Origin of the sequence: Sorangium sp. So ce185 (assembly GCF_051526825.1) — a bacterium.
GTDB lineage: Bacteria > Myxococcota_A > Polyangia > Polyangiales > Polyangiaceae > Sorangium > Sorangium cellulosum_D.
On sequence record NZ_CP150316.1, the window covers coordinates 11,804,944 to 11,829,047 of the forward strand.

21 protein-coding genes are annotated in these 24,104 nt (G+C 70.1%); 8 read left to right on the forward strand and 13 right to left on the reverse strand.

Translation table 11 applies throughout. From position 1 onward, the window contains the following. Nucleotides 1–65 precede the first annotated feature (65 nt). Entirely contained in the window at nucleotides 66–1,085 is a 1,020-nt protein-coding gene (locus WMF26_RS43550; RefSeq protein ID WP_437951952.1) for a hypothetical protein, read from the reverse strand. A 361-nt stretch (nucleotides 1,086–1,446) separates the two neighbouring features. On the opposite strand from WMF26_RS43550, the gene WMF26_RS43555 reads away from it, so the two are divergent. Next, entirely contained in the window at nucleotides 1,447–2,226 is a 780-nt protein-coding gene (locus WMF26_RS43555) for a helix-turn-helix domain-containing protein (RefSeq protein ID WP_437997528.1), read from the forward strand. 17 nt (nucleotides 2,227–2,243) lie between these two features. Continuing rightward, on the forward strand, nucleotides 2,244–2,672 hold the full coding sequence (locus tag WMF26_RS43560; protein ID WP_437997529.1) for a membrane spanning transport protein: 429 nt from the start codon (nucleotides 2,244–2,246) through the stop codon (nucleotides 2,670–2,672). Between the two features lie 184 nt (nucleotides 2,673–2,856). Here WMF26_RS43560 and WMF26_RS43565 read toward each other — a convergent pair whose 3' ends face one another. After that, nucleotides 2,857–4,083, reverse strand: a complete 1,227-nt coding sequence (locus tag WMF26_RS43565) for an ROK family protein (protein WP_437951955.1) — start codon at nucleotides 4,081–4,083, stop codon at nucleotides 2,857–2,859. 996 nt (nucleotides 4,084–5,079) lie between these two features. Between WMF26_RS43565 and WMF26_RS43570 the strand changes: the two genes are divergently transcribed. Both WMF26_RS43570 and WMF26_RS43575 read left to right on the forward strand, forming a co-directional pair. Then, complete coding sequence (locus WMF26_RS43570; protein WP_437997530.1) at nucleotides 5,080–6,015, forward strand: Kazal-type serine protease inhibitor family protein; 936 nt, start codon at nucleotides 5,080–5,082, stop codon at nucleotides 6,013–6,015. Nucleotides 6,016–6,314: 299 nt separating this feature from the next. After that, the gene (locus WMF26_RS43575) at nucleotides 6,315–6,728 is read left to right on the forward strand and encodes a hypothetical protein (protein WP_437333962.1); all 414 of its coding nucleotides are present in this window, start codon (nucleotides 6,315–6,317) and stop codon (nucleotides 6,726–6,728) included. A gap of 79 nt (nucleotides 6,729–6,807) precedes the next feature. Here the strand turns inward: WMF26_RS43575 and WMF26_RS43580 are convergent, their stop codons facing one another. From WMF26_RS43580 to WMF26_RS43595, 4 genes are all read right to left on the reverse strand, one after another. Next, nucleotides 6,808–7,722, reverse strand: coding sequence for a metallophosphoesterase (locus WMF26_RS43580; protein WP_061627196.1), 915 nt, complete (start codon nucleotides 7,720–7,722; stop codon nucleotides 6,808–6,810). Nucleotides 7,723–8,011: 289 nt separating this feature from the next. Next, nucleotides 8,012–9,115, reverse strand: a complete 1,104-nt coding sequence (locus WMF26_RS43585) for an alpha-hydroxy acid oxidase (protein WP_437997531.1) — start codon at nucleotides 9,113–9,115, stop codon at nucleotides 8,012–8,014. Between the two features lie 196 nt (nucleotides 9,116–9,311). Continuing rightward, nucleotides 9,312–10,325 carry an expansin EXLX1 family cellulose-binding protein gene (locus WMF26_RS43590; protein ID WP_437997532.1) on the reverse strand — a complete coding sequence of 338 codons (1,014 nt, stop codon included), beginning with the start codon at nucleotides 10,323–10,325 and terminating at the stop codon, nucleotides 9,312–9,314. A 114-nt stretch (nucleotides 10,326–10,439) separates the two neighbouring features. Then, on the reverse strand, nucleotides 10,440–11,864 hold the full coding sequence (locus tag WMF26_RS43595; RefSeq protein WP_437997533.1) for a hypothetical protein: 1,425 nt from the start codon (nucleotides 11,862–11,864) through the stop codon (nucleotides 10,440–10,442). A 285-nt stretch (nucleotides 11,865–12,149) separates the two neighbouring features. On the opposite strand from WMF26_RS43595, the gene WMF26_RS43600 reads away from it, so the two are divergent. Continuing rightward, nucleotides 12,150–12,512, forward strand: a complete 363-nt coding sequence (locus WMF26_RS43600) for a hypothetical protein (RefSeq protein WP_437997534.1) — start codon at nucleotides 12,150–12,152, stop codon at nucleotides 12,510–12,512. A 93-nt stretch (nucleotides 12,513–12,605) separates the two neighbouring features. Here the strand turns inward: WMF26_RS43600 and WMF26_RS43605 are convergent, their stop codons facing one another. The 4 genes from WMF26_RS43605 to WMF26_RS43620 all read right to left on the reverse strand — a co-directional run bounded on the left by WMF26_RS43605 (nucleotide 12,606) and on the right by WMF26_RS43620 (nucleotide 16,925). Continuing rightward, complete coding sequence (locus WMF26_RS43605; RefSeq protein ID WP_437333967.1) at nucleotides 12,606–13,250, reverse strand: DUF2267 domain-containing protein; 645 nt, start codon at nucleotides 13,248–13,250, stop codon at nucleotides 12,606–12,608. A 212-nt stretch (nucleotides 13,251–13,462) separates the two neighbouring features. Further along, nucleotides 13,463–14,875: a hypothetical protein gene (locus WMF26_RS43610; RefSeq protein ID WP_437997535.1), complete on the reverse strand. Its 1,413-nt coding sequence runs from the start codon at nucleotides 14,873–14,875 to the stop codon at nucleotides 13,463–13,465. Continuing rightward, on the reverse strand, nucleotides 14,872–16,428 hold the full coding sequence (locus tag WMF26_RS43615) for a YncE family protein (protein ID WP_437997536.1): 1,557 nt from the start codon (nucleotides 16,426–16,428) through the stop codon (nucleotides 14,872–14,874). The genes WMF26_RS43610 and WMF26_RS43615 overlap by 4 nt, the downstream gene beginning before the upstream one ends. 215 nt (nucleotides 16,429–16,643) lie before the next feature. Next, on the reverse strand, nucleotides 16,644–16,925 hold the full coding sequence (locus WMF26_RS43620; protein ID WP_437569173.1) for a hypothetical protein: 282 nt from the start codon (nucleotides 16,923–16,925) through the stop codon (nucleotides 16,644–16,646). A gap of 530 nt (nucleotides 16,926–17,455) precedes the next feature. Here WMF26_RS43620 and WMF26_RS43625 point away from each other — a divergent pair. Next, nucleotides 17,456–18,298 carry a fibro-slime domain-containing protein gene (locus WMF26_RS43625; RefSeq protein WP_437997537.1) on the forward strand — a complete coding sequence of 281 codons (843 nt, stop codon included), beginning with the start codon at nucleotides 17,456–17,458 and terminating at the stop codon, nucleotides 18,296–18,298. A gap of 58 nt (nucleotides 18,299–18,356) precedes the next feature. On the opposite strand, the gene WMF26_RS43630 is transcribed toward WMF26_RS43625, so the two are convergent. The 3 genes from WMF26_RS43630 to WMF26_RS43640 form a co-directional block, all read right to left on the reverse strand. Beyond that, nucleotides 18,357–18,605 (reverse strand): hypothetical protein, encoded by a 249-nt coding sequence (locus tag WMF26_RS43630; RefSeq protein ID WP_437997538.1) that lies wholly within the window; start codon nucleotides 18,603–18,605, stop codon nucleotides 18,357–18,359. A gap of 11 nt (nucleotides 18,606–18,616) precedes the next feature. Next, nucleotides 18,617–18,850, reverse strand: a complete 234-nt coding sequence (locus WMF26_RS43635) for a hypothetical protein (RefSeq protein ID WP_437997539.1) — start codon at nucleotides 18,848–18,850, stop codon at nucleotides 18,617–18,619. Nucleotides 18,851–18,922: 72 nt separating this feature from the next. Then, on the reverse strand, nucleotides 18,923–19,252 hold the full coding sequence (locus tag WMF26_RS43640; RefSeq protein WP_437333973.1) for a hypothetical protein: 330 nt from the start codon (nucleotides 19,250–19,252) through the stop codon (nucleotides 18,923–18,925). A gap of 198 nt (nucleotides 19,253–19,450) precedes the next feature. Between WMF26_RS43640 and WMF26_RS43645 the strand changes: the two genes are divergently transcribed. Further along, a complete protein-coding gene (locus WMF26_RS43645; RefSeq protein WP_437333974.1) occupies nucleotides 19,451–20,584 on the forward strand; it encodes a PAS domain-containing protein in 1,134 nt (377 codons plus the stop codon). Nucleotides 20,585–21,249: 665 nt separating this feature from the next. Next, nucleotides 21,250–23,868, forward strand: coding sequence for a metallophosphoesterase family protein (locus tag WMF26_RS43650; RefSeq protein WP_437997540.1), 2,619 nt, complete (start codon nucleotides 21,250–21,252; stop codon nucleotides 23,866–23,868). Nucleotides 23,869–24,104: the final 236 nt, after the last annotated feature.

A 24,104-nucleotide genomic window follows, 5' to 3' on the forward strand; every position in this document is an offset into this window, starting at 1 on the left:
GCCGCGCAGCGTCGAGCGGCCTTGCGGCGACGAGCGGCCCCGCAGCGTCGAGCGACCGCGCCGCGTCACCGCGGGCACTCCGGGCACGCCGGCCCGCCGCAGTCGACGCCGAGCTCGCCGCCGTTCCGCACGCCGTCGATGCACGTCGGCTCCTCGCAGACGCTCGCCCAGCAGACGCCGGTCTCGCAGTCCGCGCCCGTCGCGCAGCCCTCGTCCGGCGGACAGGGCGCCCACGGACCGCCGCAGTCGACGCCGGTCTCGGAGCCGTTCCGCACGCCGTCCGAGCTCGACGGCCTCTGGCACGTCTTCGGGTCCCCGAGGCACACCCCGGAGATGCAGTCCTGCGGGACGGAGCAGCGCGACCCGTCCTCGCACGGCCGCCTGCAGATGCCGCCGCAGTCCACGTCGGCCTCGTCCGGGTCGCGCCGCAGGTTGATGCAGTGGCTCGGCGCGCAGAAGCCCCCGCCGTGCTGCGCGCCCACGGTCGGGACGCAGATGCGCCGGCTCCCGCACTGGTCGTCCTCGACGATGCAGTCGAACGGCTGCGCCTCGTAGCAGATCTGGTCGACCGAGTAGAGATCCATGAGGCTGATCCCGTTGTCGAAAGGCACGTTGACAGGCCTGTTCTCCGCCGAGCAGACATCGGAGGTGCACAGGTTGCCGTCGTTGTAGAAGTCGGCCGGATCCGGCTTGGAGACGACCTTTCCCTCGTGCGTGCACTCCAGCTGCGCGCAGTCGCCGCGCACCTGGGAGGGCAGCGGGCCCGGGTAGATCTCCAGCTGGCACACCCGGTCCACGCACCGCCCGGCGCCGCAGCGCGGGTCCGGCGGCCCGGCGCACTTCGCGTCGTTGTCGCACGCCGTCCCGGCCGTCCCCGGCGCGCAGCTGAACCAGCCCTCCTGGCACTCGCTGCACGGCCTGCAGGCGAGAAAGCAGTCGGGCGCCGTGTCCTCGGGCGCGCAGCACAGCGTGTGCCCCTCCTGGACGCACGTGCACTCGTTGTCCGTGCACTCCGTGCCGGGCGCGTACTGGGTGTCCGACTCACAGTCGGCCGTCGATTCGCAGCGCCCTCCCATCTGGCTCATTCGCTCGCATGAAGAAACCGCCACGAAGATGAGAAATATGGAGCTGACAACGGAATGCTTAAGGAACCTGATCATGCGTCCAGTCCTCCGGGCACGAGGCCATGGCGCCGACACCCCGGCGGCCCCAATCCGCCGTGATGTCGCTTCCAACTCGCGACGATCCTACTCGGACCCGGCACAGGTCTGCCAGTCCTGACGACAGTTTTCGACACGTTCGATCAACCCGGCATCGAGGCGCCGGCGCCGGCGCCCAACGTGATTACGGGCGTGCGTCTCGTCCCATTTCGGATTCGGCTGCTCGCGGCGGCGCTCCGCGGCTCCGCGCTTGCGCCGCCCGCGCCGGAGTGGTTCGCTGCTGCGCGTGACCGCGCGCGAGCACACGGCGCTTGTCGGCCACGGCGGTGTGCACGTCGTCGAGGGCGCCGGGGCGACGCGCCGCCACGCGCTCCACCTCGTCAAGCTGATGGTGCCCGTCGACGGTCCGCTCGAGGTCGACGTCGGGGGCGGGCGGCCGTTCGGGGTGCGCGCGCCCGTGCTCACCGGCGCCGGGGTCGCCCATTCCGTCGGCGCGCCGGGCGCGACGGTCACGGTGTTCCTGCCGCCCGACGGGCTCGGCGCCGGCGCGCAGGCGGCCGCCCGAGGGCGGGCGCTGATCCTCGAGGGGGCGCAGGCCGATCGGGTGCGCGCGGCGGCGCGCGACGTGCTCCGCGGCCGGCTCGACCACGCGGCGGCGCGCGAGCTCATGCGCGCGTGCGCCCGGGCGTTCGCGCCGGGCGGCCCGCCGTGCGACCGCCGCGTGCTGCGCGCCATGCATCGCCTCGCGGAGCAGGCGCCGGCCCGCCCCGCGCTGGGCCCGCTCGCCGCGGCCGAGGGGCTCTCGCGCTCGCGGCTCTCGCACCTGTTTCACGACGCCTTCGGCCACCCGCTGCGCGACTACGTGACCTTCCTGCGCGTCATGTCCGCCGTCCGGGCGCTCGTCGACGGCGCCGCGCCGGCCCGGGCGGCGCTCGCCGGCGGCTTCCACGACCAGGCGCACCTGGCGCGCGCCGTCGCGGCCACGCTGGGCCGCACGCCGGGCTCCGTGGCGCGCAGCCACTTCGTACAAGCGCCGGCCTCGGCCGGGCCCATCGTGGTCCTCTGAAACCCCAAGGAGGACCCATGCCCCCTCGCGCTGTCGGCGCGGCCCGCGTCGCCCTCGGTCTCATCGTGCTGCTCGGCGGCATCAACGGATTCGTCCGCATCGTGCCGGTCCCCGAGCCGCTCCACCCGTTCGTCCAGCTGCTGCTCGACAGCGGCTACGTCTATGCCGTGAAGGCCGTGGAGATCACCGCCGCGGTCCTGCTCCTGCTCGACCGCCGCCGCCCCCTCGCGCTCGCGCTGCTCTGGCCGGTCGTGGTGAACATCGCGCTGTTCCACCTGCTGCTCGACCCCCGCGCCGGCATCAACGCCGTCATCCTGCTCGGCCTGCTCGGCGCGCTCACGTGGCACGATCGACGCGCCTTCGCGCCGCTCTTCGCCGAGCGCCGCCCCGGATCGGCGTCCCCCGCGGGCAGCCCGGCCGGCGTGGAGCGCGCCTCGCCCGCGTAGCGACGCCACGCATGGGGGAGACGAATGAAGAGGATTGGAACCACAGAGAGCACAGAGGAAGAGAGAGAGAGCTGGGGAGCAGAAGATATTATCTCTCCTTTTCTCTCCCTCTGTGCCCTCTGCGCCTCTGTGGCTCCAGCTCTCTTCCCCCCGTGGAGCCCCGGCGCTACGGCGCGCTGTCGCGCTACGGCGCGCTGTCCTGGAGCACGCCGTCGGGCACGAGGCGGAGCGAGCGCACCGCGCCCTCGCGCGCGAGCAGGACGGCGCCGAGCAGGCCGGCCTCGCTGCCGAGCGGAGAGGCGACCACCGGCACCGCCCCCGCGCGGACGGCGTGGCGCGGCAGCTCCTCGCGCACGCCTTCGAGCAGGATGTCGGGCGCGGCGAGCAGCTCGCCGCCCAGCACGACGAGCTGCGGGTTGAGCAGGTTCAGCAAGACCCCGATGCCGCGCGCGAGCCGCACGCCCGCCTCGTGGAAGATCGCGCGGGCGCTCTCGTCGCCGGCGAGCGCCGCGCCCGCGACGGCGCCGACCGCGTGCGGCCGGGGGAGCCCGGCCAGCTGGGGAGAGCGCGCCGACGCGACCTCGGCGGCGCGCCGGAGCGCCATGACCGAGGCGAACGTCTCCAGACAGCCCCGGCGACCGCAGCCGCAAGGCGGGCCGTCGTCAGCGACGCGGCAGTGGCCGATCTCACCGCTGTACCCCTGCATCCCGAAGAACAGGCGCCCATCGACGACGAGGCCCGCGCCCACGCCGAGCCCGACGTAGATCCACACGTACGACACCTGTCCTCGCGCGGCGCCGAGCTCCCCCTCCGCCACCGCCGCCGCCTGAGGCAGGTTGTACACGGGCACCTGCATGCGCAGCGCGCGGCTGAGCTCCGCGCGCAGCGGGAACCGCTCCCAGCCCAGGTTGGGCGCGAGCACGCACACCCCGCTCGGCCGCTCGATGAGCCCAGGCACGATGGCGCAGGCGCCGCGCAGCCGCTTCCGCGGCACCCCGCTCAGCTGCAGCACCTTCGGCAGCAGCTCGGCCACGTCGCGGACCGTCCGCTGCGGATCGCGGAGGACGGTCGGCTGGTCGAGGCGCGCCCGCAGCCGCCCGCGCGCGTCGGCCACGGCGACGGTCGTCTGCTCGACGCCGATCTCGATGCCCAGGTACGCCGCGCTGTCATCGTTGAACTCGAGGAGCCGCGCCGGCCGCCCGCCGCGCGACTCGGTCCCGACATCGCGGACGCTGCCGTTCTCGAGCAGCTCCTCGATGATGGCCGAGACCGTCGGCTTGGTCAGGCCGCTCAACCGCGCGAGGTTCGTGCGGGAAATCGGCCCGTGTTCCTGCACGAGATCGAGGACGAGGGAGCGGTTCAGCTCCCGAGGGGTGCGGTTGCTAGCCGTCTTGTCGTTCGCACGGGCCATTCGAGCAGACCGAGACTTAGCCGTTCTCGCGCAGTGAAAGCAAGGGGCGTCACCACCGCGCCGCCACGAAGCGCGCGCGGCGCGCCGCCGCCGGGCAACCCGCGCGCTGACCGCACCTGGCCTCCCCTCGCGCCCCGCGTCCCTCTCCTCCCCTGCCCTCCCCCTCTCCTCCCGCTCACTTCCCTTGGTTTCCTCCCTCGCTCGCCGCGCGCCACTGCGCTCCACACCCCGGGGCGCCGGCGGATCGCCGGAGCGGTTATGTCATCATCGCACTTGCTGAGATCGAGCATGCGTCGCGGGTGCCCCCTCCAGGTCTTCCGCGTAGCAAACTGCCCCGCAGCGCGGGATGCGATCGTACGATGAGCGCCCCCTGTGTGGCGGAACGCCTCATCCCCGCGTGTGAGGTGGGAACAGGGGGTGCGCGCGGTCTTCTCGCCGTCCGCCCCGCCCGGCCCTCCCCGGACCCGACGACCACCGCGCTCCGCCGTGCCGTGACGCCGCAAAAATCGGCGGCGAGCGGACTCATCTCTTCTCGCGGGGAACGCTGATTGCAAACGGCCCACGCGGGAGGCGAGCAGACGTTGAGTCGATGAGAGCTGACGACGTGGATGAGTGAGGGAGAGCGATCGTCAAGGCGCTGGCGTGCGGACATACAGACGCACTACCGCCCCAGGTCGGGCGAGGACTCGACGGCATGGAGGATAGGGCGACATCGCGGTGAGGCGCGTCGCGCATGGGGGCCGTCGCGCGAGGCGGCTCGGCGCGCTTTTTCAGGGGCGATTGACGGGTCCTCGATGGGGTCCTGGCGACCGTCTGCCTGAGAGGGCAGCCGAGGCGGCTCGCCCGGCGGCTGCGCTGGCGCTGCCGCTCGCGCGCGATTCGCATTTCCGAGGAGACGCCCGGAGCGCTGGGCGTGTCTCTTCACGAGGAGTGTGCACGATCATGAAGATGGTAGATGTTCTGGGAGCTGTTCTCGCTGTAACGCTCGCTGGCTGCATGGCATCATCCAACGGTGCCGAGGGCGCGGATCTAGAGGAGACCGGGACAGCGGAGGGCGCGCTCAGGCTGAGCGACGTGGCGGTCGTCCCCGTGTATTTCGATCACGAGAACCGTTTCACGGTCGACCGGGAGCGGTCGGTCTACGCGCACTTCACGAGCCATCCGGGCAGGACGCTCACGCTCGAGCTGCAGCCGATCGCCGGGGGCCGGAGCGCCGCGGTCGACTTCAGGCTCCACGAGGTCACGAGCGAAGGGAGGCTGAGGCACATCCGGCGGCTCAGGGACGGCCGGGGGCAGGCCCTCGCGACGTGGGAGAGCCGGGGCACCGGGTCGTACGTCGTGCAGGTCCTCGCGCCGCGGGCGCCCGTCGAGGTGGAGCTCCGGCTCTCCTGCGGCGCCGACGTCTGCTCGCCCGTCGCGCAGCCGGGCGAGATGTGCGCCGGTATCGCGGGCATCCGCTGCGCGGAGGGACTGTATTGCGACTTCGCCCCCGAGGCGAACTGCGGCGCTTACGACCGCAGCGGCACGTGCGAGTTCGTGCCCGAGGTGTGCAGGCAGGATTACGACCCGGTCTGCGGCTGCGACGGCCTGACGTACGGCAACGACTGTGTCGCGGCGACGGCCGGCGTCTCGGTGAGGAGCCTCGGGGAGTGCGGCCCCACGGTGGTGGGTCTCGGCGAGAGCTGCGGCGGCTTCACCCTCGGCGGGCTGCGCGTCTGCGGGGACGGCCTCTACTGCAAGTACGCGCCCGACGCGATCTGCGGGCGCGCCGACGCGGCCGGCACCTGCGCGGAGAAGCCCGAGGTCTGCACGAAGGAGCTCGCGCCCGTGTGCGGCTGCGACGGCCAGACGTACTCCAACGCGTGCGTCGCCGCCGCGAGCGGGATCTCCGTCGACGCGCGGGGCGCGTGCGACACCCCGCCCGTCGAGTGATCGCCCCCGGCGCCTCGCCCCTGCCCGCCCCGGCGGCGCCGCGGGCCCCCTGACGCCGCCCCGCTACGGCGCGGCCAAACGGCACGCGCCCGCGCCGCCCGGGGCCGCGCTCCAGGCAATCTGAATTTTTCCAGCCCCATTTCTATCTGCCTGTCCGATCGGCGCGTCGTCGCCTCGTCCGGCGGGGGCGTGTGTCCCTTGGCGCTCGCGCGCGCGGCGCACGCGGCGTAGATTGATTGGGTACAGCGCTCGACGTCCATTTCCTGGCTCTCTGGGGGCGCGAAGCGCAGGAGAACGACATGCTCGTATCGCCGCTTCCTGTCGATGTCCGCCACGAGTCCGAGCGAGGCAGCATCGAGATCTCGTATCCGGGGCGCCATCTCATCTACTACCGCCTCGCGGGGCACATCGACGCATCGCTCGTCCCCGGCCTCGTCAAGCCCACGTTGCACGCCATGGCGCTCCACGGGCACATCGACGAGTTCATCGATTGCACGCGGATGACCGGCTACGATTCGATCGTCCGTGTCCGCATGGTCGAGTACCTCCGCGCCGCGCGCGAGAGCGGCTCGGTGCTCCAGCACGTGCTCGTCGGCACCAAGATCGTGACCCTGGGCGTCTGGCTCGCGAAGCTCGCCGCCGGCGGCATCGACATCTACCACGATCGCGCCGCGTTCGAGGCCGCGCTCGGCCGCGCGCTCTACCCGAGCTGACGCCGCGCGAGCCGCCGCAAACCTCTCCCCCGCCCCAACCGTAGCCGCCGGAGAGGGGGCCGGGCCAGCCTGGTGCGACCTAGGGCTGTCCCCCCGCGCTCCCCTCGCCGTGCCGGTGCGCCCGCGCGCGCCGTTCCCGGTTCCTCGCCACCCGCGCCGCCCGGCTCGCCACGAGCTCCGGCGACGGCTTGCGCCCGCGGAGCGGCAGCTGCTCGGCGTGGTGCTCGTCGAACGACCCCGGCTCGCTGCCCAGCTCGAAGATCGCGACCTCGCGCTGGCCGCGCTCGCCGAGCCGCAGCGGCATCACCGCCGCGCCGATCCCCGCCCCCACATAGACCGCCCCCTGGCCGGGCTCGCCCCGCTTGCGCGTCCCGTAGAGCCCGTGGATGTACCGGTGCCCCGCGATCTTGCCGATCGAGAGCTCGTTCAGGCGCGCGACCGTCACCTGGCCCGCGTGCGTGTGGCCCGAGAGCACGAGCGGGATGCCGTGGCGCCAGAGGCCGTCCGCCTCCTCGGCGATGTGCGAGAGCCCCAGGGTCGGCAGATCGCGCCGCATCCCCTTCACCGCCTTCTCGCGCGACGCGTGGCCGGTATAGGCGTCGTCGAGCCCCACCACCTGGAGCCGCTCGTGGCCCAGCGTGATCACCGTGCTCGCGTTGCAGAGCACCGCGGCGCCGCCCCGCTCGAGCGCGCGCTTCACCGCGTCCGCGCCCGACCAGTGATCGTGATTCCCCAGCACGGCGATGACCGGCGCCTCGAAGCCGCGCACCACCTCTTCCAGCTGATCGAGGTAGAGCTGGCTGTGACACACGAAGTCGCCCGTGAGCACGACGAGATCGGGCCGCTGCAGGTTCGTCAGCGCCACGGCCGCGCGCTGCACCCGCACCGACGTCACCCGGCCGACGTGCTGGTCGGTCAGGTGGGCAATGCGAAGCGACGACACCTGCTCGAGGTAAGCCGCCGGCCCGGCGAAGCGCCGGAGGCGAATCCCCATGGTCGTGTCCGCTCCCTCGGAGTCCGGCCCCCCACCCGAGGCGCCAGCGCCTCGCTGGAAGAGCCCCCGCCACCGCTCCCTCGCAGGTACTGCACCGCTCACGGCCGCCGAGTGTACGGGTGAGGTCGAGTGGCCGCCACCTTTTCTTTCGTCGAAGACGCCTTGATGCCGGGGAGCGCAGCAATCTGACGAGCGCGCGCTAGTCTTGACGAGCGCGCGCGCTGGTCTGACGAGCGCGCTCGGCAGCGCTGATCTTGGAAAACTCCGCGCTCGTGCGACTCGGCATCCCTCATCGGGCCTGAGCCCGGCGAATCAGGTCGCGATCGATGGAAGCCAGGGTGGGACAGCCGGCGAGCGCCATGGCCATCGACAGCTCATCGCGCAAGCCCCCGAGCACGCGCGCGACCCCCTCGCCGCCGAGCGCGGCGAGTCCCCACAGGACTGGCCGCCCGACCAGCACCGCGCGGGCGCCGAGCGCGATCGCCTTGAGCACGTCCGTACCCCACCGGACACCGCCGTCCATCAGCACCAGGCACCGCCCGGCGACCGCGTCGGCGACGGCCGGGAGCACCTCGATCGTCGCGGGGGCGCCGTCGAGCTGCCGCGCGCCGTGGTTGGAGACGACGACGCCGGCCGCGCCGGCCCCGAGGGCGCGGACCGCGTCGTCGGGCCGGACAATGCCCTTGAGCAGGATGGGGAGCTTCGTGATCGAGCCGAGCCACTCGACATCGCGCCACGTGAGCGAGGCGTCGTGTCGCGAGGCGACGTAGGCCGCGAGCAGGGAGCCCCGCTCCGCGGCGGGGGCCGCCGCGGCGACGTCGAGGAGGTTCGCCATCACGAGCCCCTCGGGGAGCGCGAAGCCGTTGCGCACGTCCGCGATCCGGCGGCCGAGGAGCGGCGTGTCGACGGTGAGCATCAGCGCCCGGTAGCCCGCGGACTCGGCCCGCTCGACCAGCGCGCGCGTGAGGCCCCGGTCCTTGTGGACGTAGAGCTGGAACCACTTCGGCCCCGGCGAGGCCTCGGCGACCGCCTCGAGGCTCGTCGTCGAGAGGGTGGAGAGCGTGAAGATGGTGCCGAGCTCGGAGGCCGCCCGCGAAGAGGCGATCTCGCCGTCGGGGTGCGCGAGGCGCTGATAGGCGGTCGGCGCGACGACGATGGGGAACGGGACGGTGGTGCCGAGCAGGGTCACGCTCATGTCCCGCTCGGCCACGTCGACGAGGACGCGATAGTGAATCTGGAGACGCCGGAACGCGTTGCGGTTCTCCCGGAGCGTCCTGCCCTCGTCGGCGCCGGATCGGTAGTAGTCATAAGCCATCTTGGACAGGCGGGCGCGCGCTGCGCGCTCGAAGTCGTCGACGGTGAGCAGCGACGGGGCGGGGCGAGGCTCTTGCACGGCGTTCTCCTGAAAAGCGCGGCGACGCGTCCTGGCCGCGGGCGGCGACCATCTTACCAGGAGCGACGCTCAAGCACGAACAGGCGAACGCGCTGCGCGACGCGATCCACGCCGCGCTGCACGCGGGGCGCGTCCACCACTGGGCCTCCGGGCGGACGCCCTCGAGCGGCGGCCCGGAGGCGCGATCGGTCAGTCGTCAGTTGCAGGCGGGGAACTGAGCGCTCGCGGGCTGTTCCCCGCCCTTGAGCTCGAGCATCGCTTCCACGGTGGAGCCGTTGATGTCGGTGGCGCGGACATGGTACGGCGCATTCCCCATGTCCCCGTCGCCGACGACGAAATAGTTGTACGACTGCCGCGTGGCCGTCTGCCACGTGCCGTCGATCTCCACCTCGACCTTCTCGATCGGGTGCGCGTGCCCCTCGACGAGGATCTCGTTCCAGTACCTGTTGGTCGCGTCCTTGAGGCGGAAGGTGACGGGCGTCGTCGTCGGGCACGGGATGTACCGCCAGGAGATCTTCCCCGCCGCGCCGCCGTTGGTGGTCCCGAGGTACCCCTCGCGCTCTTCGCCGATCTTGAGAAAGGCGTTCTTGCTGAGATCGATGTGGCCCCGCACGCACTTCGGATTCGTGGCGATCGGACACTGGTCCACGACCATGGCCTGCACCTTGCGGCCGTCGTCGCGGGAGACCTCCACGCACGCGCCGCACATCCCCGCGCTGTTGTAATCCTCGGTGTTCATGGCGGCGAAGTACTGGCCTCCGCCGAACGGCACGTGCGCGACGACGTCCGGGTTCCGCCCCGTGATCTGGTAGCTGCAGTTCACCTCGGTCGAGCCCATGTCGAGCGTGTAGAAGGTGATGGAGCCGTTCGCGTGCTCCGCGGGATAGTCGCAGCTCACCGACGCGCCGCCCGCGCCCGTGGTGGCGGTGGTGGTGGCGGCGGTCGTGTTGCTGGGATCGCCGCTGCTCGTCGAGGTGGCGCCGGTCGTCGTGGAGCTGCCCGGGCCAGCGCCGGCGCCCGTCGTTGCGCCGCTCGCGCCCCCTGAGCCGGCCGCGCCCGCGCCGCCCTCCCCGCCGGTGGCGCTCGCGGCCGAGGTGCTCTCCGTACCGCCAGCGTCGCCATTCCCGTCGTCGCCGCAGCCCGCAACGCCGAGCGCGATCAGCGACAAGAGCGGCCATAAAATGCCCGTGGGCACGTAATCCAGCTTCATCTCGGCTCCTTAAGGTTTATGATAGGGGTGGATCCGCGAATCAACGCGACTGGATTACGTCAGGAGGGCCAATCGCGCAACAGCGCGTCGGCGCTGCAAATACGGCTGCGGGTTTCACGGCCCCACGGCGCGCTGCTCGATGAAGGTGCCGGCGCCCGTCGTGTACGCGATCCACAGCGATCCGTCGCGATCCGCCTCGACGGCGACGTGCTTGAACGATTTGCCCTCGACCGCGAGGCAGCGCGGCTGAAACCGCCCTTCGGCGTCGAGCTGGCCGAGCTCGAGCGCGTGCGGCGATCCGGGCTCGCGCGCGGTCGGCCGGACCCGGGCCACGCGGATCGGCGAGACGCCCTGTGTGGCCGCGATCGGCGCGGGGCTCAGCCCGTTGGGGTAGAGCGACCAGACGGCCGGCATGTCGTCGCGCGGCGCCTGGTCGATGCGGATCGCCGCCATGCCGAACGCCGACATGTCCTTGGACGCCGGGAGGAGCGCGAAGGCCGGCCCGTCGGCGCCGATCGCGAGCGCGCCGCCCATGCGCGACTCGCCTGCGTCGCCGACGAAGAGCACCGCGTCGGGCCCGAGCTCGAGCTTGCCCTCCGGCGTGACCCCGACCGTGCAGGCGTGCACCGGCGTCAGCGCCGAGCGCGCGTCGATGTACATCGCGAGCGCGCCGCCCTTCCACGGCGACAGCGCGACGAAGGTGGCGCCGCTGCCCTCCTCGGAGAGCGGCACGGCGGGCTTGTCGTCGAGCACCGCGAAGGCCTGGGTCACGGCGCCCTCGCTCGTCTTCCGGTCCGAGAGGAAGGCGAGGAGCGTGTGCCCTCCGGGCAGCGGGATGGCGGAGATCCCGGTGCCGCGGCGCCCGGCCCCGATGGGCGGCCCCTCGCCTCCCCACAGCGGGGTCCTCCGGATGGTGCCGCCGTGATCCATGCAGAACACGAACCGCGAGGCCACCGCGCACGCCGGCCAGGAGGCGCGCGCCGGCTCTCCGCCGGCGGCGCCGGCGTCAGCGGCGCCGGCGTCAGCGGCGCCGGCGTCGGGCGCGGCCTCCCGGGGCGGCGAGCCCGGGGCGGCGAGCCCGCTGGACGCCGGCATGGCGAGCGGGCCGAGCGCCGGCGCGACGTGCTGCGCCACCCCGTCGCGGTTGAAGATCACGCGGAAATCCGCGCGGGCCGCGTCGTCCGGGGTCCAGAGCAGGGCCGGCCCGCGGAGCGAGAGCGAGAGGGGCCCGCGCCGGAGCTTGCAGCCCGCGCCGGGGGCCGCGGCTGCCGCGTCCGGCGCTGCGCCGTCGGGGGCTGCTGCGTCCGGCGCTGCGCCGTCGGGGGCTGCGGCGTCGGGGGCTGCGGCGTCCGGCGCCCCTGCGTCCAGCGGCGCGGCGATCACTGCGGACGCCGCGCTCACGGTGGGCGCGACGGAGGGCGACGGCGCGGCAGCGCCCGCGTCCGGCGCCGGCCCGGCGCCCGGCGCATCCAAGCCGCCACGGCAGGCGGCGAGCGCCCCCAGCACGACCACGCACGCGCGCAGGGACGGGTAGCTCATCGCCGCAGCCCGACTCCGAGCAGGGCCAGGATGTTCCCCGGACGCATCCGGTAGCTATCGGGCGGAGCGCGGGTAGCGTCAACCCGGGAAACATCGCCGGAACGGTGGCGCCGAGCGCGCCGCGCCGGCTCCGGTTCGAGAGATCGAGAGATCGAGAGTTCGGCGAGGGAGGCCCTCCATTGGCACCATCTCGATCGGCTGACGCCATGCCGCCCAAGAGGCTGCTGCCGACGGGCGTTGCGCGCCCGCGGCAGAGCGGTAAGGTGCCATGTCGAGGAGCAGCGCATGGGTGTAGGGTATCAGCTGGTAAACTGGAGCCGGAGAGAGCGAGTAAGCTTCGCTCACCTCCCCGTGAACACTCGCAGAGAAATCTGCGGCAACCCTGTATCCGCATCGATCGTGGCTTGGTACTTGGCCACTCGTCAAGGCGACGAAGTGCAATTCGCTCCCGATCAGGGAGAGTGGCCGTTCTCCCATGGCTCGTTCGAGGAAGCTCTTACGTACGCAGACGTCACGGATCTCGTCATTCAAGAGCTCATCGGAGCGCAGATACTCAGAGATGACGGGATCGAATGGGCGGACACGGACGAGCCGGACTCCGTCTACATCCGAGCGCTCAAGAACATCTGGATGGATGGTGAACCATGACAGCGCCATGCACGCGACGTGCGGACATGCACGCGCGCGACGGCAGACGTAGGGTCCGCGAGCACGTGGACCGTGTGCCCAAAGGCGGCGTCATCAGCGCTGCGTCTCGCTGACCGGACGCTCGGGGCCGGGCCGCCCCTCCGCCAGCGTGTCCCCGAGGCGCTCCTGCGTCAGCCCCCGGCTGCTCGACAGCTTGGTCTCCGCGTGCGGCTCGTCCGATCGGGCGACCGACCCCGCGTGCGCCGTCGCGGGGTGCGCCTCGCTCAGGGGGTGACGGCTTCCGGGCCTTCCCGTGGCGAGCGTCGAGCCATGACCGACCTCGGGCGGCGCCGGTGCGTGCACCGGCCGCGGCGGGGGCGCTCCGGCCGCGCGTGGCGTGAAGAGGTCCGCCCAGTCCGGCAGGTGCCGCTGGAGCCTCAGGCGCTCGGCCTCGGGCAGCGCCTCCCCGATCACCTGGCACACGGCCTGGGCGTGCTCCATGCCGAAGCGGCGCGGCGCGCCCTCGCGACGGGCAACCCGGTCGTAGAGCTCATCGCGATCGAAATCGCCCTGGTACGCCGCGCCGCGCACCGCGGCGGCGACCGGCCCCGGCAGCCCGCCCGCGACCGCGACCGCCTCCTGCTCCAGCAGCCGCTCGCCCAGCGTCCGCGCGGTCACCGCGATCGCGCGCTCGGCCTCGTCGCGGCCCTCGAAGCCGGCGCGGCGCTGCACCTCCTCGACGAAGCGCTCGTAGTCCATGATGCACCTCCCTCGTGGCGTGATCTTGTGATGTCCGTGCCACGGCGGGACTGGTCCCCCGACGCGAGCCCGGGAGGGGCAGCGGCGAGCTGAGCCCGAGCCGAACATCCACATCAGCTCGCCGGCACTCCGGATCGGGAGCGGGATCTGGAGCGGTTCTCGGCTGGGACGGAGACACCGTCCTCCGTCTCTCGTGATGCGCCCGGGCCGACCTACTGCTCGAGCACCGTGATCGACCGGTCCCAGTACGACGCGACCACCGCCCGCGCGCCGTCCTTCGAGACCGCCACCGCGCACGCGCCCTTGCCGGTGGGCAGCGACGCGACGACCCTCGGCGGATCCCCCGCGATGACCGCGACCCCGCTGCCCGTCGGCGGCCACTGCGTCCCGCCGAGCGCCACGAAGAGCGTCTTCCGATCCGGCGACGTCACCCCCGTCCGCGGGACCCCGCTGAGCTGCAGCGTGCTCTTCACCGCCATCGTCGAGAGGTCGATGACGCTCGCCGTCCGCGCGTCGGCGTTGAGCGTGATGCCGTACCGATCCTCGTGGAGCAGGAAGCCCGCCGTCGGACCGACGCCGACGGGCGCCTTCCGCGTCTCGGTCACCCCGGCGACGCTCAGCAGGATCGCCGTGTTGGACAGCCGATCCGGGAAGAACACGGCGCCCCCGTCCAGCGTGATGTCGCCCTCGCGCGGCTCGCGCCCGACCGCGATGCTCCGCCGCGTGGCGCCGAACGGCGACTCGCTCGGGTCGAACAGGTCGATCCAGGCGCCCGCCGGGCGGCCGGCGTGCGTCAGCGCGCCGAGCGCCGCGATGTAGGGGCGCCCCTCGGCCTGCACCAAGAACAGCTGCCCCGTCGCGTGCGGGAGCGTGATGTTCGCGAGCCGCACCCCCGTCGGCAGCTCGAACTTCGTCACCCGCTTCGTGTCCGTCGTCGCCGCGACCACCGTCCGGCCATCCGGGAGCGCCACGATGTCGCCCGGCGTCCGGCCGACGTCGAGCAGCACCGGATCGCGGTCCCACGCCGTCGTGTCCATCACCGGGATCCGCGCGGCGTCCTCGTGCCGCAGCACCGCGACGTAGCGATCGAACAGGAGCCGGATGTGATCGCCCTGCGCCGGCACCGACGCCTTGTGGATGATCTCGCCGCTCTCCAGCGTGTACTCGCGCAGCGAGGCGTCGTCGCCGCTGACGTAGACCGACGTGCCGCTCGGGTTGAAGACGACGTCGAGCGGGTGCACGTCCCCGATCCGGAAATCGCGGGCGCGCCAGCGGCCCTTCGGCTCGGGGGGCGGCGGCGGGGGCACCGGATCCGGGCCGAACGCCGCGGGGTTCGGCGCGTCGTCGGGCGCGCTCACCGAGGCGTCGCCCTCCGGCTCGAGCGAGGTCAGCGGCGGCGCCTCGCCCACGGGCGACTTCAGGCTCGTGATCGTGGCGATGATCACGGCCGCGACGCCGCTCGCCACCGACACCGCGGCCCGCGCGAGGCGCGGCTCGCGGCCGGAGAGCGAGGCGGCGGACCCGCGGTGACGCTCGCCGAGCCACGCCTTGCAGGCGCGGCACTTGCGCGCCCCCTCGACGATCCGGGCGCCGCAGCTCGGGCACGGGACGCGACGCTCGCTCATTGCAGCACCCACGCGACCTTGGCGCGGTCGCCGAGCGCGAGCGCCGAGCCGCCGTCCGGGGCGAGCCGGATCCGCGTCGGCTCGCCGCCGAGCGGGTGGACCTTCGCCGCGTACGTCTTCAGATCGACCAGCGCCACCGAGCCCGCCTCGTCGCCGCTCAGCGCCACCACCGCCTGCGCCCCGTCCGGCGCGACCGCCATGTCGAGGGCGCGGCCGGGGAACGTGACGGCGCGGAGGAGCTCGCGCTTCGAGAGGTCGAAGACCTGGATCGCGCGCCCCTCGTTGCACCGCACGATGGCGCGCCGGTCGCTCCGGACGAGCTCGATCTGCTCCGGCTCGCGGCACGTCGTGATGCGCGCCTCCTGCCGCACCGCGCCCGACGGGAGCCAGGTGAGCGGCACCAGCGTGTTCTCGGCCCGGAGGGCGACGAACCCCACCGAGCCGTCCGGGCTCATCAGCGCGCTGGCCGGGTTGCCCACCATCGAGGTGCGCACGCGATCCTGCTCCGAGCCGAGCCGGCTCGGGTCGAACGGATAGGCGACGCCCCCCGACGGCTCGCGCTGGCCGGGCAGCGGGAGCTGGCCCGTCGTCGTGATCGCCCGCGTGCCGCTGTCGTCGACCGCCACCGGGCGCACCGGGTCGTCGCCGAACTGGATGCGCTCGATCTCGGCGTGGTACTCGGTCGCGAGGATCGCCACCGCGTGCGCCTCGGGCAGCGAGGCGAGCGCGCGCCGGCCCGAGGCGCCGACCTGGATGTCGCCCACGGCCTCCCCGAGCTCGATCGTCTTGAGCAGCCGCGTCGTGGCGGCGTCGATCACGTAGATGCGCGACGGCGAGGTCGCGTAGACGACCTCGCCCACGCGGTGGAGGCGCCGCACGTTGGGCGCCTCGGTGACGAGGCTCAGCGCCTCGCCGGTCCGGGAGCTGCGCACCTCCAGGCCGGAGGACAGCGCGACCGCGAAGCGATCCCGGTCGAGCGGGAGCGCGTCGAACGCGTCCTTGGGCAGCGAGAAGGGCCCGGCGACCGAGGGCGCGTCGACGAGGTGGCCGACGTTGTTGGGGCGCTGCCAGACGCAGCGGCCGAGCTGGCACGACTCGCCGCTCCAGCACGGCGCCCCGCACACGGGGGCCGGCGGAGGGACCGCCGACGCGGCCCGGGACGGCGCGAACCGGTGGGGCGCCAGGTAGCGCAGGGCGCCGCCGGTGCTGATGAGCCCGAGGATGGCGCCGATCGTGACGAGCGGGCGCCAGTGGAGGGAGAGCCAGCTCGCGTCCGGGGGGGCGTCGGGGACCGAGGGCGCGCGCACCGACCGCTTCGACCCGTCGGTCGGCTCCCCGCACTCGGGGCAAAGGACGACCCCGGCGGCGATGCGCTCGAGGCAGACGGGGCAGCTCGCCTCATCGGCGGCGGGCGCGGCGGGCGACCGGCGCGACGGCGGCTCCGGCTCCGACCACTGCGCGGGCAGCGGGGTCGCCTCGGCGGCGTGGCGGGCCTCCTGCGCGTCCGCGGCGCTGGAGGCGGGCTCGATATCGCTCCGCGTCTCGTGGTCCACTGCGCACCTGCGTCTTTTCCGTGACGAGCGGTCCCCGAGTACTCCGAGCGTACCCGGATGTCGAGCCCCTCGTCGCAGCGCGGCGCGCGCAGCGACGCCGCGTGCCGCGTGCCGCGTAGAAGATGACGCACGGAGAAACCGCGCTGCTGTCGGGAAGACGTGCGGCCGGACGAGCGTTACCGCTGGATCAGGCGAGCGTGGCTGTGGCCGCCAGCTCAGGAGTCGGCGGGCGGCCGCTGGATCGCCGCAACATCGGTGTAGTCGGATTGCCCGACGGGCTCGCGCCCGTCCTTGGGCGCGGAGGGCGAAATGCCGGCGGGTCGGTCCGCATACGCCTCATCGCCCGGCTCCGCGTCGTCGTCGGGGGGCTCGGCCGGCGGATCGAGCCCGGGGCCGTGCCCGATGTCCTCCGGCGGCGCGCCGTGCGCGGCGTGACCTTCTGCCCCGGTCTGCGCGGCCGTCCGCTCCGCGGCGTCACGTCGTTGATCGATCATCATCGCTTCCTCCTTCCGCATTCCGCGTCTCGTTCTCCGCAAGCAATCCTGGATCCAGGCTCGCGGCGCGCCCTGCGGGCGAAGCGCGCCCGCGACGCCGGACACAGCCGCGCATGCGGTCGAGGCCGGCCCGCGAGCTCGGCGGCGCGCGCCGCACGCCCGCGCCGGACGGCCCGCCCCGGCAGCCCGCTCCGAGCGAGCGCTCGCCCCGTGGCGGCTCTCCGGGAGGCGCCGCCCGGGTCGACACCGGTCCTCGCAACGGCGATGAAATTATCGTATGGGATCAAACAATCCCGCCCCTCGGGTCGCGGGGCCTCTGGCCACGATCGTGCGGCGAGCAGCGATGATAGAAAATACCAGCTTCAGCGAAGCCCCAGGCGCATCTACGTTGTGCGATTCTATCGGATGACGCACAACGTCAGCGTACATGCGAGGCGGCCTCATGCTATTTTACCGTCAGGGCTTCGGGACGGCATCTTAACGCGAGGTTGGCGATGAAAAATACTGTGGGTGGCTTGGCGGCGATTGCGCTTGTGGGCTTGCTGAGCGCGTGCAGCGCGGCGCCGAATGAGGGCGAGACCAGCGGCGGCCGGACGTCCGCGAACGGCCCCGGCGGCCCGGGCGGGCCTGGGCCCACGGGGACCGGGGGATACGATGAGAGCTTCGGCTCGGTCAATCCGAGCGGCGGCGTCGGCGGCGGCGGCGAGATGCCCGGCGGGAACCAGGAGACCGGCGAGTCGTGCGACGGCAGGTTCACCGGCCGGGTGCGCGATTTCAAGGAGGAGCACCCCGACATGGAGCCGCAGGACTCCGGCAAGTGCGTCGGCTGCGACGACCATGAGATCGTCACCGACACCCTCGGACCGGACCTGAAGCCCGTCTACGCCGGCGCGGCGGACGGCACGAGGAGCACGACCGGCAAGGAGGCCTTCGACCAGTGGTTCCGCGACCTGGAGGGCGTGAACATGCCGATGAACATTACGCTGCAGTTCGAGGACCCCGACAACGACGGCGTGTGGACGTACAGCGATCAGGAGTTCTTCCCGATCGACAACGCGCTGTTCGGCAACGAGGGGCGGCAGCACAACTACCACTTCACCTTCGAGATGCACATGGGCTTCGAGTACAAGGGCGGCGAGCGGTTCACGTTCGCCGGCGACGACGACGTCTTCACGTACATCAACGGGAAGAAGGTGGTCGACCTCGGCGGCGTCCACGTCGAGCAGACCGAGGTCGTCAACCTCGACGATCTCGGCCTCGAGGTCGGGCAGACATATCAGCTCGACTTCTTCTTCGCCGAGCGCCACGTGACCGACTCGCACTTCCGGATCGAGACCTCGATCGAGTTCATCAACTGCGGCGTCGAGGTCAAGTGACGCCGGCGAGCGAGCGCGGTCGGCCGACGCGGCCGTTCGGCGGCTCGCCAGGTCCCGCTTAGTCCTCGCAGACGAACTGGGGGGGGAAGCTCGTTTGTACGACGCAGTCCGAGCCGCACTCCATGTGACAGTCCATGCAATCGTCGTGCGCGGCCTCGTCGGACGTGGTGACCTGGCCGACCAGGGCGTCGCACGCCGCCCTCGCCTCGTCCTCGTCGTAGCCGCCGCCGCAGCCGAGCGCGGCGCCCCCGAGCGCGCCCGCGAAGAGGACCGCGACGCCCCACGAAGCTGCTCTGCTCTTGCTCATGAGGCTCCCTCTCACTCCGCGCAGGTGAATGTCTGGGGGCAGGCCCCCGACGGCTCGCAGTCGTCGCCGCACTCCTCGTAGCAGCTCACGCACGCCTGGTAGCTCTCGTCGGTGGCGCAGGACGGCACCGCGTCGCGCAGCTGATCACAGCGCTCTTGCGACGCCTGCGTCGAGAACCCCCCGCAGCCGGACGCGAGCGTGATCAGCGAGAGCAGCACCGTGCCAATACCCAGCCTTCGAGCCATCGTCGCCTCCCTTCGAGTCCCCCGAGCGTAACCGAAATGTCGCGGCGGGGCGCGGGTTTCCGCGCGGCGCGCTCAGCCCGCCGGCCGCGCCGCTGGGGCGAGCCCGTACGTCCCTGCGCCGCTCACCTGAATCCACGCGCGCGTCACCTGGATGGGGCGCCCCGCCCGCGCGACGGCGGCGGCCGCCTCCGCGAGATCGCGCGCGCACGCGGCGTGCAGGTCGTCGGTCGTCTCGTGATCCTCCGCCGAGCGGCGGATCCAGACCGCGGTCGACGGCATCGCCGCGCCCTCGTGCCTGTCCTGCCAGCGCCTGCCGACGAGGTGCGCCCGGAGGAGCTTCCTCGCGTCCGCGGGCGTATCCGGGTGAAGCTCGTAGACCATCGTCGCGATGAATGACCTCATGCGCCCGAGCCTGCCGGAGCGGCGCCCGCCCGTCCAGACGGCGGCCGCTGCGGGGCGCACGCGCGGACGCGCGGACGTCAGCCGAGCGCCGTGCGGCGCAGCGGCGCCCGTCCCGCTCGCCCGATCGCCGGGTTGCATTCGAACGTAAGCGAGCTTATGCCTTTACGGCCAGCGGCTCTATCGAGCTGGGGGTGCCGAATGACGCTTGATGAACGCCTTGCCCCGCTCGCTTCCTCCAGCCTCGTCACGCTGGTCCTGGATCCGGAGCACCTGCGCTTTCGCTGGGCCAACGCCGCGGCGGTGCGGCTCTGGAACACCGCGAGCGTGGAGGAGCTCCTGGCGCGCGATCTCTCGGACATGTCGCCGGCGGCGCAGACGCGTCTCGCGGGGTATACCGCCCGGTTTCGAGAGGGCCAGACGGCACAAGAGACGTGGACCGTGTACCCGGGCGGGAAGCCTGTGCCGCTCCGGGCGTTTTTTTCTGGCATTGACCTGGATGACGGGCGCCAGGGCATCTTGATCCAGGCGCTGTCCGACGACGGGGCGCCGGAGGCGGAGCGCGCCCGGAGCGTCGAGGCGCTGCGCCATTCCTCGGTGATGGTGACGTTGCTCGACGCGCAGGGGGGCGTGCTGCTGCACAACCCGGCGGCGCTGCGCGCCTTCGGCGAGAGCGCGCCGTTCGCGGAGCGCTTCGTCGACGAGTCGCTCGCGCCGGCGCTCGTGGAGGCGGTCGCGCAGGGACAGGTGATCTCGCGCGAGACGCGGGTGCGGACGCTGCAGGGCGATCGGTGGCACGTGGTGGAGGCGCGCCCGGTGCCGGATCCGGCGACCGGCGAGGCCGCGATGCTGGTGCAGCACACGGACGAGACCGAGCTGCGGGAAGCCGAGGAGACGGCGGAGGCGCGGGCGAAGCTGGTGGCGGAGCTGGCGGGGGCGCTCGACCTCGTCGAGCAGCAGAAGGAGGAGATCCTGGCGCTGTCGGCGCCCATTCTGGAGGTCGCCACGGGGACGCTGGCGCTTCCGGTGATCGGCGCGCTCGACGGGGGGCGGAGCGAGGAGATGGGGGCGCGGCTCCTCCGGGCGATCGTGGAGCGGAGGAGCCGCAGCGTGATCCTGGACCTGACGGGGGCGGCGACGGCGGACGCGGCGGTCGCGGAGCACATCGCGCAGCTGGTGCGATCGATCCGGCTGCTGGGGGCGAGGCCGATCGTCACCGGGGTGCAGCCGGCGCTCGCGCAGGCGTTCGCCGAGGCGGGGGCGGACCTGTCGGGGGTGGTGCTGCTGCGGAGCCTGCGGGATGGGATACGGGCGTCGGCGCGGGGGTGGGGCTAGGGCTGGGGCGCCGAGGGGTGTCAGGGAGGGCTTGCCGAACTGATCGGACCGAGAAGAGGGGGTTGTCGCGCGGCGCGGGGAAGCCGAACGCCACGGACGGGCAGGTTTCGAAAGGGTCAAGGTCGGCGTCAACTCGGCAATTGTAGACGCTACCCCCGCGATCGCTGGTCGGCCGGACGAGTCCGTGACGCTGCCGGCAGCGCCTTCGACTGCCGGCGACGGCGCGGCTCCGGTGACTACTACCGCGACCTCGACCACGCCAGCCATGCCCGCGGCGACCAGCCCGCACGAGGGCATTCGTCGCGCGACCTGCGCAGACGATCGTCGCAGCCGATGCCGCAGGCGACCTCACGACCCCCCAGATCGCCGCGCGCACTGGTTCAGAGCTCCTCGGCGCCTGGATTGAGCCCGGAGCTAGCCGATATCGTCGTGGGGGTAAGGGGGCGTGTGCCTTCCTGACACTCTGGACGCACGCACTTGTAGTGGGGACTGCATTCTGAAACGCCCGCGCACATCACCCTAGACCCGCCCGCGACCCCTGAGCGCGGAATTCACGTCAAACAAACGAGACACAACAGAAAATCTAGCAAAATCAGCCACTTACAGCACGCTTGCCGAACAAAAGGCACTGCTATACGATCAATCACCAGGCAGGCCACATACAGATGAAAAGCGCGGACCCGGTCACTATCCTTCACATCTCCGACACACAATTTGGCCGAAACCACGTCTTCGGAAGAAGCGGAATTCTTCCGACCGACAAAGCCGCCGACGCATTGGCCGAAAGGATAATCTCCGATTTGGACACATTGCGTCGCTCCCCTGGACTTAGTCCCGACATTATCATACTGACAGGCGACATATCAGAGTGGGGCAACCCAACCGAGTTTCAACTCGCCACAGCATTCATCAATCGCATAATGTCTGCGCTACACCTCCAGCAACGTCACGTCGTCTTGGTTCCAGGAAACCATGACGTCAACAGAGCCGCCTGCCACGCATACTTCCTCAAATGCCAATCAATGGAGTCATCTCCAGTGGGCCCATATTGGCCAAAGCTAGAAAACTATGCACAATTTCACAATCAATTCTACGAGGGATTTCGGGCAGCACAGATCAGCGAAGAGCAATCATGGGCACTGTTCGAGATTCCGGAGCTGCGAGTAGCAATCGCTGCATTAAATTCAGACATGGCAGAGAGTCACCTCGAGGAGGATCATTACGGTTGGCTTGGTGAGAAGCAGCTCATTTGGGCTGCCGACCGCATGAGATCCTACGAAGCCAAGCAGTGGCTCCGGATAGCGGCCGTTCACCATAACGTTCATCGCGGAGCACAATCCGACGACGAGAACATGCGCGATGCTGATGCGCTTCAGAGGATACTCGCCCCTCACTTGAATATTCTCTTCCACGGCCACACGCACAATGGTGGCCGGATTTCATATATTGGTTCCACGGCTGTAGTGTCCACAGGAAGCGCTGGAGTAATCAAGGAAGCTAGACCTGAAGAGGTGCCAAACCAGTATCAGATTGTACGAATTTACCCAACGCACATTGAGCAGTACGCCAGGATGTACGTACCAACTCAATCCAGGTGGATGGGAGACAATCGAATTTCTCCGGACGGGAATAATTGGCGACACCGCGAGACGTATACCGCAAAAAGCACAAGCGATACATTTTCTAAGCATCGAATCAAGAACATCCAAGTTCCAAAGAAAAAACCTGCATCAACCTTACGCGGTCGACAGTCCCAAGTTCCGTCGAGTCGTGCCGTAAAGTCGCTAACAGTACTTCGCCAATTTGTTTCCACGGGAACTGCTGAGGGTGAGGGTACATTTTTAAAAGATGCCTTCGTTACACCTCGTGACTATCTGGAAATAATCACACCGCCAGCATCGAGTCCTAGAATCTTGGTCGGCAAAAAGGGCAGTGGGAAGTCCGCATTCATCAATTACCTTCTCGAACGACTCGCTCCCGCAAAAATTCCCGCGTTGCTGTTGCGCCCGGACGATCTTCAATTGGACGAGCAGCATCAAGTAGAAACAGTCGCCCAGCTAAAATCCAGAGCGTATAGTAAGCTACTGAGGGCCATTTCATTCAATGCATGGGCACGTCTGCCGGGAATTATTACCCCAGAAGATGAAATATTTCTCCGCGAAATTGAGAGACACCATCAGCTTTCTGAGTTTCAACTGGCCCGATTGAGTAGACTGGTTGCGAACCTTGGAGCATCCGCCGACAATGTAGACACGCACGCAGCACTCAAAGGCGCATTGAACGAAGATTCCACGGGGCAATTCGACGTCCTCTTGTCTTCAAGTCGCAACGTATTTTATTTGCTACTTGATGATACTGACCAACTCGCAGCGGTAGCCACTCCCGGACATCTTAATCGCATATGGGGATTCCTCCTCGCTGTTCGAAAGCTAACCTCAGAATGCTCAAATGTAAAATGCATCGTGAGTATCCGGAGCGAGATATGGCGAAGACTGGAGGTTGATCCGCTCGGGCAGCGAGATCAAACAGATCATTTTCGCTTACTGGTGCACTATCTCAATCCATCAAAGACGCATATTCAGAACATCCTAGAAAAGCGACTGGAGCTTGCAAGTCGCCGCATTCGGAGAGTGGACGGATCATCGTTGTACGCACCGTTTTTTGATGGTCATTCGGTGACCATACCGACCACCAATGATACGAGTAGTTGGAAAGAGTTCTTTCTGGTGCGTTCGCGAGGGCGCCCCCGTGACGTCATTCAGCTAGTGTCTCATGTTACAAGGATTGCGATCGAGTGTGATGCGCCGAAGGTAAATTCCGATCATGTTGCAACTGGAATGCTGGAGTTTTCCAGAGGCCGTGTTTCTGACATTGCTGCGGAGATTGGCGAGGAATGCCCGCAGTTTTTCCAGGTTGTTCAATCGCTATGGCGGGTGCCCTTTAAGGCAAACATAGAAGACGTGCGGGAGCACCTGCAACGTTTGCCGTCTACCATGAGAATCCAAGTCCGCGGCACGATACTACGTCCAGGTGAATTGGAAGATGCTATTCGGCTCTGGGGATTGCTGTACGAGTCGGGTGTGCTCAACGCACGCATCGCAGACGCCCGCCAACGCGAAGGGTACCGTCACATTGACCCTCTCGAGGATCCCAATTTGGTGTGCCAAGAGCGATGGAACGAAATGCAGTCCGTAATATGGGAGATCAATCCGGCCTATCGCGACTTCTTACTTCAGACTAAACGAGCTGAAGAGAACCGAGACGGATTGCCGCCGACCTCTTGATCTCTGAATCAGAGAGAACCTGCGACGAGAGAGCGGGCCATAAGTGTGAACAAGGCGAGCGGCTTCTGGCTGATATTCACGGCAAGCTCGTCGACGACGTCGACGAGCAAATCCAGCATGCGTAACACACAGACGACGTGCTGATGCGCATCATGTTGAGTCCGACTCCGTGCATCACAATCCTGTTGACGCGCAGGCTGGCTGATGGAACGCCGAACAGGCCCTCTGATGGACAT